This is a genomic window from Pseudomonas sp. MWU12-2319 (genome assembly GCF_023242525.1).
In the GTDB taxonomy this organism is placed as follows: Bacteria; Pseudomonadota; Gammaproteobacteria; order Pseudomonadales; family Pseudomonadaceae; genus Aquipseudomonas; species Aquipseudomonas gingeri_D.
The window spans coordinates 235,360-250,223 of the sequence record NZ_JALJES010000009.1; the positions used below are offsets into that span (position 1 = coordinate 235,360).

The 14,864-nt window shown below is 59.0% G+C and carries 10 protein-coding genes; all 10 read right to left on the minus strand.

Annotated features, from left to right (window positions below; translation table 11 throughout):
- Position 1 precedes the first annotated feature (1 nt).
- Positions 2-952 carry a pentapeptide repeat-containing protein gene (locus tag M5C01_RS16775; RefSeq protein ID WP_152740308.1) on the minus strand — a complete coding sequence of 317 codons (951 nt, stop codon included), beginning with the start codon at positions 950-952 and terminating at the stop codon, positions 2-4.
- The gene (locus tag M5C01_RS16780) at positions 945-3,572 is read right to left on the minus strand and encodes a DUF2169 domain-containing protein (RefSeq protein WP_152740307.1); all 2,628 of its coding nucleotides are present in this window, start codon (positions 3,570-3,572) and stop codon (positions 945-947) included. The genes M5C01_RS16775 and M5C01_RS16780 overlap by 8 nt, the downstream gene beginning before the upstream one ends.
- Positions 3,569-6,220 carry a type VI secretion system tip protein TssI/VgrG gene (gene tssI, locus M5C01_RS16785; RefSeq protein WP_152740306.1) on the minus strand — a complete coding sequence of 884 codons (2,652 nt, stop codon included), beginning with the start codon at positions 6,218-6,220 and terminating at the stop codon, positions 3,569-3,571. Before tssI ends, M5C01_RS16780 begins: the two co-directional genes overlap by 4 nt.
- A gap of 36 nt (positions 6,221-6,256) precedes the next feature.
- Positions 6,257-8,989 carry a type VI secretion system ATPase TssH gene (gene tssH, locus M5C01_RS16790; RefSeq protein ID WP_152740305.1) on the minus strand — a complete coding sequence of 911 codons (2,733 nt, stop codon included), beginning with the start codon at positions 8,987-8,989 and terminating at the stop codon, positions 6,257-6,259.
- Positions 8,990-9,997 (minus strand): type VI secretion system baseplate subunit TssG, encoded by a 1,008-nt coding sequence (gene tssG / locus M5C01_RS16795; RefSeq protein ID WP_152740304.1) that lies wholly within the window; start codon positions 9,995-9,997, stop codon positions 8,990-8,992.
- Positions 9,961-11,676: a type VI secretion system baseplate subunit TssF gene (gene tssF / locus M5C01_RS16800; RefSeq protein ID WP_152740303.1), complete on the minus strand. Its 1,716-nt coding sequence runs from the start codon at positions 11,674-11,676 to the stop codon at positions 9,961-9,963. The genes tssG and tssF overlap by 37 nt, the downstream gene beginning before the upstream one ends.
- A gap of 3 nt (positions 11,677-11,679) precedes the next feature.
- Complete coding sequence (tssE, locus tag M5C01_RS16805) at positions 11,680-12,099, minus strand: type VI secretion system baseplate subunit TssE (protein WP_231998145.1); 420 nt, start codon at positions 12,097-12,099, stop codon at positions 11,680-11,682.
- Positions 12,100-12,169: 70 nt separating this feature from the next.
- Entirely contained in the window at positions 12,170-12,658 is a 489-nt protein-coding gene (locus M5C01_RS16810) for an Hcp family type VI secretion system effector (RefSeq protein ID WP_152740302.1), read from the minus strand.
- 159 nt (positions 12,659-12,817) lie between these two features.
- Complete coding sequence (tssC, locus tag M5C01_RS16815; protein WP_152740301.1) at positions 12,818-14,302, minus strand: type VI secretion system contractile sheath large subunit; 1,485 nt, start codon at positions 14,300-14,302, stop codon at positions 12,818-12,820.
- 3 nt (positions 14,303-14,305) lie between these two features.
- Positions 14,306-14,803: a type VI secretion system contractile sheath small subunit gene (tssB, locus tag M5C01_RS16820; protein ID WP_152740300.1), complete on the minus strand. Its 498-nt coding sequence runs from the start codon at positions 14,801-14,803 to the stop codon at positions 14,306-14,308.
- Between the last annotated feature and the right edge of the window lie 61 nt (positions 14,804-14,864).

Genomic DNA, 14,864 nt, shown 5'->3' on the forward strand with positions numbered 1-14,864 from the left:
CCTATAGGGCTGGTAGCCAGCGTTGCGCCGCCAGGCGCTCGCTGTCTTCGGGACGGATGGCGTCTAAGTTGGCACCGCGCCAGTCACAATGGGCGAGGTCGGCACCGTGAAAATCGGCGCCGTTGAGGTTGGCGTCGATGAAGCTTGCCTTCGGCGCATGAAGCTCCTCGCACAGCGCATACTCAAGTGAAGCCCTGGACAACATTGCATCGGATAAATCGGCGTTATTGAGACACGCCATGTTCAGGCTGGCCCCAGTAAAATTGGCACCTGACATCTGCGCATTGGAAAAAATAGCGTTGTCCAGGCGTGCACCTTTGAACACCACACGTTGACCCTGGCTCTGGTAGAAAGACGCTGACTGGGCATCGCACCCCGTGAAATCCGCATCCGTCAGCGTCGAACGATCAAAGGCGCACTGATGGAGGACAATTGCGACGAAACGCGCCCGCTCCAACAGACAATTGATAAAGCGTGCCTGTGACCAGCGAGTTTGAGCGGTTTGCAGATCAGTCAGGGTGCACGTATCCCACTGACTGGACTCCATGCTTGCCTCGATGAAACGCGCGCGGGCAAACACGCTCTCTATCACCGACAAGCCCTTGATGCGGGTCTTGCGCAAATCCAAGTCATTGCCACTGCAGCGCAGCCATAGACCATGATCCAGCCGGGCACCTAGCAGGCTCGCACCGTTTAACGTGCAATCGGTCAGCATTACGTCCGTAAACGTACAATCGTCGAATTGCGCTGCGGACAATTCGCTGGATATCCACGAACAGCCTTCAAGCTGCGCCTGTGAAAAGATTGCGCCACGCGCATTGACGCGCTCAAAACGGGCATTTCGAAGATCAATTGCGCAGTAGTTTCCACCTTCCAGATCAAGGCCCACTAACGGTTCATGCTCCGCGACCAGCATTTGCAACTGATCGGCTGTCAATGTTTGCTCAGACATGGGCGAGATCCTCTTTCAGGCGGCACCGTCCTAGCAGGACTCGATCCAATACAACGTCCTTGCCCCGGACCGCTTCGGTCACGGCACCGAATAGGTTGCTCCCGGTTAGATCCGCTGCATCCAGTTGCACTTTACGTAACCGCGCCTCCATCAGGTTTGCACCTTGCCAACGGACCTGCCTGAGATCACTGCCGGTGAAGTCAGCCTGTACCGCGTTCAGGTGGTAACCGTCGCTGTCTCGCAGATCGCAGCGACTGATAAGCGCCTGCTTGAGTGTCGTGCCTTTTAAACTGGCCCCCCGTAGATTCGCGCCTTGAAAACTGGCCCGCTGTAATTGCGCAGCATCCAGACAGATACCGGGCAACTGGCAACTTTGATCAAGGCGAAAATTAACGGCCTTCGCGCCTTTGGCATCCACTGCAGTGCCGGTCACTTGCGACCAGGACGCTTGCTCAAGATCGGCGCCAGAAACCTTCAAACAGTCCACCTTGCAGGCATCCAGGCTGGATTTTGACAGGTCGACTTCAACGGCACTCACCGCGGTCAGCGTACAGTTGCGAAAGCTTGTACCGGCCAGTCCGGCGCGGGTGAAGTCGGCGTTGTCCAATGCACAGTCGACGAACTGTGCTTGAGGCAGGATGGCCGCTGTAAATTGTGTTCGCAGGAGGCTGCATCCGGTGGCATAGACATCAGCCACCAGTGCACCGCTGAGATTGGCATCGTCCAGACAGCAACGCTGGAAAAAAGCCGAGGACAACTGCCCTTCATGCAAATCCGCCTGTGCCAAATCACAGTCGATAAAGACACCCTGATGGATGGCGGCGGCGGTCAGCACGGAGCCCGTTAACGTGCACTTTTCAAATGAGCTACCCATCAAGCTGGCGCCACTTAAATTGATGCCTGACAGATCAAGTCCTGTGAATTTTTGATTTTCCAGAGTTTGCGAAGCCGCATATGCCGATTCAATGAGTTCACGGGTCCAGTCAACCTTAGGCACGGTCAACCCGGCCGCTGGCAGGAGCGCAGTAGTTGCCAAAATTTGCTCGGTCAACGCAGCGATCTCGGTAGCGATATGTGTTTCAACCGACACGGCTTGCGTGAAAACATCCTCGATTCTGGCTTGATACTCAGCTTTTCTGGCTGCCGGCAGCGGTAATTTATCCACCATGGAGGCGGCATTAAATGATGGCGCCGGGCGTGCAGCCTTTAGTTCGGCGGCCTGGCCATAAATGGATTCAGCGGTACGATCAAAACGCTTGGCTATTTGCGCTACATAGTGATGCCCCTCCGCCTCAGACTCGGCAACAGCAGCGCGAATGTTTACCTCTAGTGCAGCAGGATCAAAGGGTACGTCTGCCGCCAGATCCGTGACGTTGCGTTGCGCAATCGCTTCAGCGAAATCAACACGTGAAGGTGGCGGAAACTTGGATATATCGAACGGATTGCCGATGCGTGCGGCCATTTTTTGCGCGGCCTGCAAGGCTTCCTGGTGAGCCTCCACAACTCGTGCGTGGATTTGATCCGCCTGCGCTTGCAGATCGCGCAACATCTGCTCGCTGTCAAAGGTGGGTATTTCAAATGCAGCCGCCGTGACTGGTTCGACAGTTTCTTGGGCCCACAGTTTGTCAATCCAGGCTTGGGCACTCAGGACCGGATCATCCCGCTGCTCACACACCACGCCCAATGCAGCGATATCTTCAGCATCGGTTTCATTGACCGGTATTTGCGCGCGATAAAGCAGCAGCAGGTGCTCGTCGTTCGGAAACAGCCACACCGTATCCAGGTCCAAAGGCTGCTCGACAATGGCCGAGATACCTTCAATGCGTTCCACAAATAGTCGAGGACGCAGGCCAGGCAAGTTGCCGGACAACTGCGCATGCCGTGGATGCATGCCGCTTACCGACCAGAGTTCATCACCGCGCCAGTAGTGCGCCTGGCACTGATCTTCAGCCACTTCATTGAACCATCGCGGATCGGTATCGGCTGGTAACCAGGGTGCGGTTTGCTTCAGCCAGGACTCGTCCAGCGTACCCATGAATACCTTTCGTTCGACACACTGCGGCGGCATAGGCAAAAAGCTGGCTGGCGATGGACGATCCATTGGACTGCGCAACGGTGCACCAGGGTGCTCTATCTGTGGCAGAGCAATCTGTTGCCGTGGGTCAGGGTTATCGACATAGCCCACACCCTCCGGATTGTCCGCATAGCCGTCACCACCAAATGCATGCTGAAAATCCAGCGCAACCGATTCCAAGCTACCGCTGGAGACTGCATTCCAGCCACTCAGCCCGTAACGCCAACGTCGCGGCGCGAAGGCATGCAAGGTTTTCTCGCATGAACCCACCTGTACATGGACAGGCATTGCTGTTCGTTGTTGCTCATTGAGCGCGAATGCCTGTCCATGTAACGCAAAGGTGCCAAAGCTTTTCTTCAGGCCTCGATCGAAAGCCACACCGCAAAATCGAGAAGAAATCCAGTCCCAGCTGTCTTTGGCGGGTATCGTCCTGCCCGTCTGAAGATTCATCAGAAAACCAATAGTCGCCACCAAGTATTTCGAAGATAGGGACTGGTGACGGACAATCAGTAGCAAACTGTTTTCATCAAGTTTGTAGTTTTTCATACAACACCTGCTACCTCTCGTACAGTTTGCGCGACTGTATTCAGCTGGTCTGCTGTCCGGTTCACCACACTGGCTACAGTGACCGCTTGAGCTTTGACTTCAACGCTTGCATCCATTGCAAAGATCATTGCTTTCTCGACGGCGACCATGGTCGGGGCAACGACAGTACCCAAAATGGGCTGCGTTGATTTAATGATGGTCGACTCCAGTTTGTTGGTACTGAGTGCCATGCCAGCCTTGATATTCATGATCGCGGTCAGGTTGTTGGTGATCGTATCGCCACTAACAACAAGTTGGCCGCTGACATGGACGTCTCCGTGCAAGGTGATGGGCGTCACAGGTGAAGAGATAGCAATTCCGGCGGGCGTCAATGAGATGCTATGCGGTCCACAAACAATCTTCGTCAGGGCTGTCGTACTGTGAATATAGGTGCCGGTGTTCACAACCTTATTGATGATCTCATCTGTATCGGTCATGTGTTTTTTCTTCGAGTTAAGACATTCCGACAGTTGAGTACCCAAGGTCGACTTGTACCCTAGCTTGAATTCCCGGCCACCCGGACTCATCGAGTATGTCGTTTTGGGGCCGGCAATACTGACGGCAATCTCCCATCCCATGACATTCAAGCTTTGCTTCAGCAAGCCTATCGACGCAGAGGTCTGCTCCAGCGTCGCCTCCATTTTTATCGACCAGGACGGCGTAAATGTCGCAGTCGGAGCGATCTGATAATCCTGGAATCTCCCTGTGTGCGAAAAAGTAGGAAAGACGGTATGTGATTTTTTCGCCGCCGCCGCTGGCGTCGTTGACGCAGGTTCAGATGCGGGTGTGGGCGTGGGTGCCGGAGCGGGATCAGCCGCGGGTGGGTCCTGACTGTCCTCATTGTTCGCGCCATTGGACGAAATGCCGATTCCGCCTCCCATGCTATGGGAATACATGTCGGAAACCTCGTGTTTGTACGAGTTGGATGCCAACTGCATATGATTGTCGGTTTGAAGATGCGCGCCGCTGATGTTGCCCTCCCCCAGGGTCAATTTCGTATTGCCCACGGGGGCGCCCATTCGCATCATCGGGCCTGATGCACTGTCTTCCATCGCCAGATAATGGCCGCCCGGGGTATTGATACCGCTCTGTGTCGCATTATCCATCGCGACTCGCGCCGGATTTTCCGAGTTGGGTACGCTGCCGGTGATGACGGGGCGGTCAGGATCCCCGCCGAGAAAAGACACCAGCACTTCCGTGCCCTTCAGCAGTGGAAATGCCATGCCATGGCTTGAGCCATTGGAGACTGTCGCCATACGCAACCAGGCCGAACCACGCGCCGCATTCTTTTCACCGCAAATGAACGGGAAACTCACCTTGTAGCAACCATGCTCATTGAGCAGCGGCCGACCGGTATCTTCATCACCATCCACTACCGCACTGAGCACGCCCTGCACATACGGCCGAGGGGTCACACAGGGGGCGCGGTACTGCACGTCGCCCGGCAAGGCGATAAACCGCGTGTTGATCCCCTGCCCCGGCCCTTCCCCCTCCGCGCCCAGCCCTGGCAACGGCTGATAACCGTCATGGTGGACTTCAATGACCTGATAACCGGCATTGAACAGTGGACGCGGGTGGCCGACCAACAGCATCGGATAACCCGCGCGCAACCCGGTGGCTCGACCGCTGCCATGAAACTCCCGTTGACGGCACCCGATGGCCTGGGCGCGGCGATCCGCCAACCATTGCCCCTGTTCGAGCGAACCGAAGTGCTCGCCATACAAGCCTTGCTTGCCGATAAATACAGGCGAATTCGCTAGCGCCGAGCGTTGTTCGAGCGAAGCATGTGCCCCGAGGCTGGCGCTTGCCACCGAGGCATTGACCTCAAGCTTCAACTGCGCGTTGCTCGCGGAAAAGTCCTGGAGCGTGACCTGTGCCGCTTGCCGCACCAGCTTACGCTCGAAGGTGCGTGCCACCGCCAGGACCCGGCCTACATCCAGTTCCGAATCTTGGCGGCGATAGGTCAGCAGACTGGGGAGTTGTGGCTGGTAGCGTTGGTCGCCACAGAGCACCAGCGCCTCGCCGTCAGGCCCCTGTTCAAAGAAGTAATACACGCCAAAATATTCAAGAAGACGTGAAATGAACGCGAAACTGGTTTCCTCGAACTGGCAGGTGAACGTCGCCAGGGTCAGCCGATCATCAGCCAGCGGCAGGCGAATATCGAAGTCATACGCCGCCCCCGGCAACCCGCTCATGCCCGGCCCTTCGACAGTAAGGTCAGCCAATTTGAGCACGTCGCGAATCAGCTCCGGCAGACTTTTGTCCAGCCAGATTTCGGAAAAGCGGAAATGACGCAACTGCACGAAACGCGGTTCCAGCACCACGCGGTAGTAGAAATACAGGGAATCGGCGTCGAGATAATCCACCTCCGTGACCACGCCCTGATAGGGATGTGGCTGCCCCAACGCATCGCTCAGGGTCAATACCGCCCGGTTGCCCAGCAGCGCTTCGTCGTCGAACAACGGATTGATCGTGGCCAGCCGAACCTCGAAGCGATAGGGCTGAGAGAGCTTTTCCTCGCCCTGCCACTGCTGCACCCATAATGTTTCGAGCAGCAGCGAGGGGGCCAGGCTGGCGAAAGTGCAGAGCGCGTGATCATTGAGAGCCATCAATCAATCCTTGTTCTTCAATCGGTAAACGAGCGGTCACTCTAGGGGTTCAAGCAGCGCTTCACGCTCGGGTAAAGACCTGATCCCATCGGTTTCTTGCGGGGTAATGATCCACTCGCCGCGCGCATCCACTGCCACATGCAAGCCGGCCAGCGGCCGCTGATCGGCAATCGCCCCCAGCAACACGTCAGACAAACGCGGTGTCAGGCTTTTACGCAAAATGAAATCGATATTGCGTGCCCCGCTCTCCACTTCCGTGCAGCGCGCGGCGATGGCGGCGGCGACCTCGTCTGCAAACGTCAGGCGCACTTTCGACGCCGCCAGCAGGCGCTCGCTGAGCCGGCCCAGCTTGAGGCGCACGATGCCCGCCAGTTGCTCGCCACCCAGGGTGAAGAACGGCACGATGGTCATGCGCGCCAGCAGCGCCGGTTTGAAATGCCGGGACAGGGTCGGACGGATCTTTTCCGCCAGGGTGTCCGGATCGGGACGCCCGTCGACGCACAGGTTCTGGATTTCTTCGGTGGCCAGGTTGCTGGTCAGCAACACCACGGTGTTGGAGAAGTCGATCTGCCGCCCTTCGCCATCGGACAGGCTGCCCTTGTCGAAGACCTGATAGAAAATGTTCACCACGTCCAGGTGGGCTTTTTCCACTTCATCGAGCAGCACCACCGAATACGGACGCTTGCGTACCGCCTCGGTCAACATACCGCCCTCGCCGAAGCCGACATAGCCGGCGGGCGAGCCCACCAAGCGGCTGACGGTGTGCTTCTCCTGGTACTCGCTCATGTTCACCGAGATCATCGCCTGCTCGCCGCCGAACAAATGCTCGGCCACGGCCAGGGCGGTTTCGGTCTTGCCGACACCCGAAGGGCCGACCAGTAGAAACACACCCAGCGGCTGTTGCGGATCGCGCAGGCCGGATTGCGCGGCCTTGAGGATTTCCGCGATTTGCTCGACGGCAGTGTCCTGACCGCGAATCCGCGTCTTGATGTTGGAAGCCAGGGCCAGCACGCCACCAGCGGCGTCACGCAGGACTTTACCGAGCGGCACGCCGGTCCAGTCGGAAACCACCTTGGCGATGGCGTCCGGATTGACCTCGGTGAACAGCAACGGCTCGTCGCCTTGCAGCGCCGCCAGTTCTTCGCGGGCCAGCTCAAGCGCGGCCTGCCGCTCGACCAGCGAAGCCAAAACATGGGCCGTTTCGCCCTCTTCGGGGGTTGGCAGATCGTCTTCTTTCAAGGCCAGTTGCTTGCGCGCATCCAGCACTCGAACCGCCGCGTCGCGCTCGGCAACCCAGCGGGTTTCCAGGGTCAAACGGGAGTCTTCAATACCTGCCTGTTCATCCGCGATATCGGCCAGGCGCTGCACCTCCACCGGGAAACCGTTGCTGCGGTCACGCTCCAGCGCGGCCAGCTCACGGGCCAGACCGGACAACTGTCGCTCCATGCGCTCCAGTTCGGCAGGCTTGATGCCCAGGCCGATCCGCACGCGGGCACTGGCGGTGTCGAGCAGGTCCACTGCCTTGTCCGGCAGCAGGCGCCCGGTGATATAGCGATCCGACAACTCGGCCGCGGCGACGATGGCGTCGTCACGCACGCTGACGCCATGGACTTTCTCGTAATGGCCCTTGAGGCCGCGCAGGATCAGCACGGCCGTCTTGACGCTCGGCTCATCCAGCTTGACCAACTGGAAGCGGCGCGCCAGCGCCGGGTCTTTCTCAAAATACTTTTTATATTCAGACCAGGTCGTGGCGGCGATGGTGCGCAACTCGCCACGAGCAAGGGCTGGCTTGAGCAGGTTGGCCGCATCAGAGCCGCCCGCTGCACCGCCCGCGCCGATCAACATGTGCGCTTCGTCGATAAACAGAATGACCGGGGTGGCGGATGCCTTGATCTCTTCGATAACCCCGCGCAGGCGGTTCTCAAACTCGCCCTTGACGCTGGCCCCGGCTTCCAGTGCCCCCAGATCCAGGCTAAGCAGCCGGGTATTTTTCAGAAAGTCCGGCACTTCGTTCTGGCTGATCAACAACGCCAGCCCTTCAACGACCGCCGACTTGCCCACACCCGGTTCGCCCACGGCGATGGGGTTGTTTTTGCGACGTCGGGCAAGGATGTCGATCATCTGGCGGATTTCATCATCACGACCAAAAATCGGGTCGATACGCCCTGCCGTCGCCTTGGCGGTCAGGTCTTCGCAAAAGCGCGCGATATTGTCTTCAGCGGCTCGTGCGGTACCGCCAGCGTTGGCGACATTCGAGGAGGCCGCGCCGGTCTGCAGGCTGTCCAGCGGCCCTTCGCTGGAGCCGCCCAACAGCTGAGCAAACTCGGCCGTCAGGGCATCGGTGGAAATCGGCTTGAGCAGTTCGCCGTAGCGTGTACCGGCGGTGTAGTAACCCAGGCGCGATACCAGCGCCAGCAGCAGCGAACCGCCACGAATCCGCCCGGTGCCGACCACCAGCGAGGCAATCAGCCAGGCGTCCTGAATCCACTCGGTGAGCAGGCCGGCGAACACTGGACGTCCGGGGTTGCCGTTTTTCAGTTGCGCCAGGCCCTCATCCAGCAGCGCACGCAGGCGCATCGGATCGATTTCGAAGCGCGTGAGGATGCGCGTCGTGTCGGCATCCGGATCTTCCAGCAACTGGCGCAGCAGGTGCTCCAGGGAGATCTCGTAGTGAGCCCGCGCCAGGGTTTGGCCCGCCGCGTTCTCCAGGGCCTTGGTGCTGTACACATTGAGCCGTGCGAACAGCGGTTTGAGTTCTACCTGAATCATCTAGCGAGCCCTCTCTTCGAGCATTGGTCCGTGTTCGGCCGTCAGCATGAATACAACATCGTCCTGTGTATCTCCGTCACCGAGCCAGGTATCCAGGCCCAGTCGCTGCCAGCCGCCGCCCAGCGAAGCGCACTGTTGTTTATTGGCCGCAAGGCGCATGACCAGGCGGCTGCGTAATGGCGTCTGCAGGTACAACGCCACCAAGCGTTCGAGCTGTTGATACAGCGCCTGTCCCGGCAGTAACCCGTGAAAACGCGCGGTACTCAGGGACGTCAGGCGGATATCCAGCGTGCCGCTGCGGTCCATGACTTCACGACCGAGCAGGCTGTCTTCGCCCAACACCCCGCACTGCATGCCCAGGTACGTGCGTGCCGTGCGGTCGATCCGCAGGCGCGTCTCGACACACGGCACCACTTCCACGGCCACATCGCCGAGTACCGCCTTGACCAACTGCTGCAACCCCAGGGCCGAGCGTGGGTACTGGTTGAACAACCCGGCATAACGCAGCAGATCGTTGGATTGATCGCGCTGCTCGGGACGCGCATCCGCGATGCCGATCAACGCCTGCAACTGGCGCAGGCTCTTGACGTCGCGCCGCTCGGTAATGTCGATCCAGATCCGATGCTTTTCCCAGGCGCGAAACAGCAGCGGATAGAGCGAGGCATGCAGGATGTCGAGAAAGTCACGTCCCGCAGAGTGGCCTTGCAGTTGCTCGTCGATCAGGTCTTCGGTGTAGAACGTCGGCAACGGCGAGGTCACGCCATACAGGCCGAAAAAGTTCGCCTCGATCCGATAGCGACCGTCTTCGTCCTGCTCGATCCCCTCGATATCCCGCAGCGGAAACCCGAGCCCCAACCGCGGCCGGACCCGCACGTTGTCGACGAAGTCTTTTTCGCTCGGGAACCGCAGGCGCAACAGGCGCAAGGCCTGGAAAAACCCGAACTCGCCGCCGTCATCGAGCAGCGGATCGCTCACAACAGGCGTTGGTGCCCGATCTTCGCTGGCCATTTCAAGGTCTCGTGGTTGACGCTGTCGAACAGCGTGAAAGCGGTAAAGCTGTTGATGGCCGTACAGCCGGCGAAAAACTCATCGAGCACGCAACCGAACAGGTAGAAATTGCCGGGGCTGAGGAAATAGTCACCCCGGCACTCGACCCGGACCACACTGCCTTCGATCGGCAATCCGCGAATAAAACGCCGCTCGTGGCTGACGGTGACTTTTTCGATGGCATCGATGCGCCGCTGGTTGGCGTCCTGGGCACCTTCGCCGACGCTGGGCAGATACAACGCGAGCAGGCCGCGCAGGTAGTCGCGATCGGCCAGGCGGAAGTGGTTGGCATTGAGCTGCGAGAGCATGCGCCACAGCAACTTGTCGTCGAACTTGGGCGGCTGGCACGGTGTGATGCCACGAATGCTCTTGAATTCGACCCTGGGCGGCGTGTTGTCGGTGGGCTGGTTCAAATCCCCCAGGCGCAGGCTTTCCGGCAGCTTGCCATTGGTGCAGAGCAAGCCGATGGACAAGGTCATCTCGCCCGGCACTTTGCCTTCGCTGTAGGGCAGGCTCAGATAGTGGTCGTAGCCTTGGGCATCGATGCTCGAGGCGCGGATGCGCAGGTTATAGGTGTCGCGCTGCGAGAATGTATTGAACGGCTCCAGCAGTCGCTCCCCGCCTCCGACGGAATACGCACTGACCTTGAGCACCGAATGAATCCGCATGCTCATGCGCTGGCCATGGTCGGCAGGCTGGATGCGATAGTCGACTTGCTTGTGGTCGATACGCAGGGGGTGCGCTTCCTGGGCGAACAGGTTGATCGCCGGGGTCACCCCCAGCATGAAACTGTTGGTCGACAGATTCGGTGCCCAGTCCGGCAGGTTCTCGAACATAAGGCGAACACTGAAGCGCCCGTCGGTGCCCCTCGCCCGCCATTGCTTGAACCCGCAAAGCTCGATAAACAGGAACTTCTCGGGCAACGCAAAGTATTCCTGCAGGCAACGGTACGCCGGGTGCGCGGTGTCGGGAAACGGCAGCAAGGTGTTGCTTGCATCGAATCCCAGGCCGCGCAAATGGCAAGCCGGCAATACGGTCATGGGCTGCTCTTGGGCGGTGATGCGAATCTCGCGCAGGTTGAGCTGCAGCAGACGCAACAACTTGGAGCCATCGACCAAGCCATCGCCAAGGTAGAAACGCAGGCTGTCCGCCGCCCAACTCTTCGGATCGGCGGTGGTGAATGCGAAGTCCAGGACCAGGCTGCGTTCTTCACCGGCAGCCCCATCCCAGCGACTGCCGACCAGTTGCAACGGCTCCAGATCGACCGCTGCGGTGCTGCTAAAGCGCACCCGCTGGCCGTCGACCGGTACAGAGGCGATTTCGCATCCGGCCGCGATACGCGAGACCTCTTGCAATCCCGTACGGGACTGGAATTGCAACAGCGTCAGACAGGGCAAGGGTTGCAGGTAATGGGGATAGAGCAGTTGCGCCAGCTCTTGAATGAACTCGGGAAACTCGTCGTCCAACCGCTGGCGAACCATCCCGGTGAGAAACGCCACGCCTTCGAGCAAGCGCTCGACGTCCGGGTCATTGGCCGAGTCCACCCCCAGCAGCGGTGCCAGGGCCGGGTTGCGGCGGGCGAACTCATCGGCCAGACGGCGCAGTTGGTTGAGTTCATTTTGATAATGGCTGTTGAGCATGACTTAGTGCATCGCCAGGGACACGCGGCCGTCCGAAGACACACGCGTTGCCAGGTGAATGGGAATGTCCCGGTCATCGATCGACACCACGCCTTCAAGACTGAAACTCAGCGACAACACTTCCTGGGCACCTTCGGCGACCAGAATGCGCGGCGATTTCAAGCGAGGCTCATAGCGGGCGATCATGCGAGTCATGTTCTCGATTATTTGCGTGGTCTCGCCGGTCGCAAACGAACCGGCCAGATTGGTAAAGTCGGGTACGCCAAACTCGGCGTCGATCGGCACGCTGCCGCGCCGGGTATTCAAGATGCGTTGCAGATGCTGGACGATCGACTGCGTCAACACTTGCGCCTGGGTCAGATGCGTACGATCGGTCTCGACCTGCAGGCTTGTGATGCGCTCCAGCAATCGCTTTTCTCTCAACGCGGTGTACCTTCTGCAATGCCAAGAACACCGCCCTGGACCAGGGCGGCATTGAACAGCCGAGGCTGGTTTACGCTTTTGGCGCCAACCACGAGTCTTCGGCTTCGATACCGTCCGGCACCCAGGTCCAGACGATTTTTTCGTAGGTGATGCCGATGTCTTCCATATGGCCCATTTGCTTGAACTCAGGGCTCAACACGTTCGGCACCCAGGTGCGGGCCGAGACGAGCACGGCATTGCTCAGGGTGATGGTGTAGTACTTTTCTTCGGTGCCTTTAGGCGAGATCCGATAGAACTCCAGCACAACAGACTTGAGCTGCTCGCCTGACGTCAGGGCTTGCAGCAACTTTGGAGAAGACTTGTCGATTTCCTTGGTCAGGGTCATGCCCTGATGAACACGCTTACCGGCCGGCAGGCCGGTCTGCGGGTTCTTGGGAATATCGATCAGGTGTTCGACGGCCTGGACAAGGATCTTTCCTTCATGACCGGTAACGGTACTGGAACCTTCGATCGTGCCTTGGTTCTGGCCTTCGATACTCAAGTAGCATGGCATTGGCATAACGTGTACTCCGGGGTTAATCAGTGAGTTTTCAGGCATCGATCAGCGCCTCTGGCCCTGTCTCGCTGCGTTGAATCCATCTTATGGAAACGTCGAGGCAATGACCCTCGGGTGAACACCTGAATGGGCAACGGCCAGGCTGCCCATTCACGCTTGGGATCAACTCTTGTCGAGCTTGCCTACCAGCGACAGCGTGAAAGACGCGCCCATGTACTTGAAGTGCGGACGGACTTTCAAACCGACGCGGTACCAGCCTGGATCGCCTTCGACGTCGCTGACGGTGATCTCCGCCTGACGCAGTGGCCGACGGCTGCGCACGCCGGCGGCTGGGTTATCCATGTCGGCCACGTACTGGCGAATCCAGGTGTTGAGTTCTGACTCCAGGTCGCCGCGCTCTTTCCAGGTGCCGATGTTTTCGCGCTGGATGACCTTGATGTAATGGGCCAGGCGACTGACCACAAAGATGTACGGCAGTTGGGTGCCCAGCTTGTAGTTCAGCTCGGCTTCCTTGCCTTCTTTGTCATTGCCGAAGAACTTGGGCTTCTGGCACGAGTTGGCGGAGAAGAACGCCGCGTTATCGGTGTTCTTGCGCATGGTCAGTGCGATAAACCCCTGCTCGGCCAGCTCGAACTCGCGGCGCTCGGAAATAAGCACTTCGGTCGGGATCTTGGTCTGGGTTTCGCCCATGGCCTCGTAGTTGTAGATCGGCAAATCACCGACAGTGCCGCCACCCTGCGGGCCAATGACGTTGGCGCACCAGCGGTACTGGGCAAAGCTGTCGGACAGGCGACTGGCGAAGGCAAACGCGGCGTTGCCCCACAGGAAGTCCTGGTTACCACCACCGACGTTTTCGTTGTAGCGGAACGTCTTGGCGGGGACCGTGTCTTCGCCATAGGGCGTGCGCAGCAGGAAGTGCGGCAGTGTCAGGCCAACGAAACGCGCGTCATCGCTTTCGCGAAAGGCATTCCATTTGGTGAACTGCGGCCCCTCGAAGACGGCTTGCAGATCCTTGAGGTTGGGCAGGTCGGCAAAGCTGTCGATACCAAAGAACTGCGGGCCGGCTGCGGCGATGAAGGGCGTGTGGGACATGGCCGAAACGGCGGCGACCGATTGCAGCAACTTCATGTCCTGCGGGCCGGGGTTGAACTCGTAGTTACCGATGATCGAGCCGAACGGCTGGCCGCCGAACTGGCCGAACTCCGCAGTGTACACCGCCTTATACAGACCCGAGCGAGTGATCTCCGGCGCATCCTCGAAATCTTCGAGCAGCTTCTCTTTGGAAACGCTGAGGATTTCCAGCTTGTTGTTCTCGCGAAAATCCGTGCGGTCGACCAGGAACTTCAGCGAGCGCCAGGATGACTCCAGCTTCTGGAACTGCTGGTGGTGAATGATCGCGTCGACCTGCCGGCACAGCTTGGCATCCAGCGTGGCGATCATGTCGTCGATCAACCCGGCGCTGACCTTCTCGGCCTGACGGGCAGGCTCGAGCAGCTCGGCGACAAAGGCTTCGAGGCCCTGACGAGTGACGGCATAGGCCTCGTCACCGGGCTTGACGCGGGTCGCTTCCACCAATTGATCCAACAGGGAAACCGACTCGACCGCCTGGCCGGTCGTGCTCGCTGCCTGACTCTTTTCTTCGCTCATGGGTTATTCCTTGTCCTTTACGCCGAGTTCCGAGAGCAAACGCTCGCGAGCACCGTCATCGTTCATCAGCGCCTGAAGCTGCTTGCGAAACTCCGGCAAATTGCCCATCGGCCCTTTCAAGGCCTTGAGCGAATCGCGCAGGGCGATCAGTTGCTGCAACTCGGGAACCTGGGCCACGATGGCATCCGGCTCAAAATCGCGAATGGACTCGAAGGTCAGCGAGACCGGGAGCTGCTCATCCTCCGGCGCGTTTTCCGCCAGACGATTGGGCACCGCCAACTGCAGGCTCAGGTTCTGGCCCTTGAGCACATCGGTGAAGTTGTCTTTGTCGACGCGAATCGGTTTGAGGTCTTCAACCGGCGTATCGTCTTCACGCAAGGTGAAATCGCCGATCACCAGTTGCTTGAGCGGCAGCTCGACCTGCTCCTGCGCGCCGCCGGTGTCAGAGCTGTAAACAATATTGACGCGCTCTTTAGGCGCGACCGAACCTTCACTAGCCATTAAATCTCACTCCTGTTTACCGGACTCGCTCAACGCAGCCGTTAGAAAACTCATGGCATGG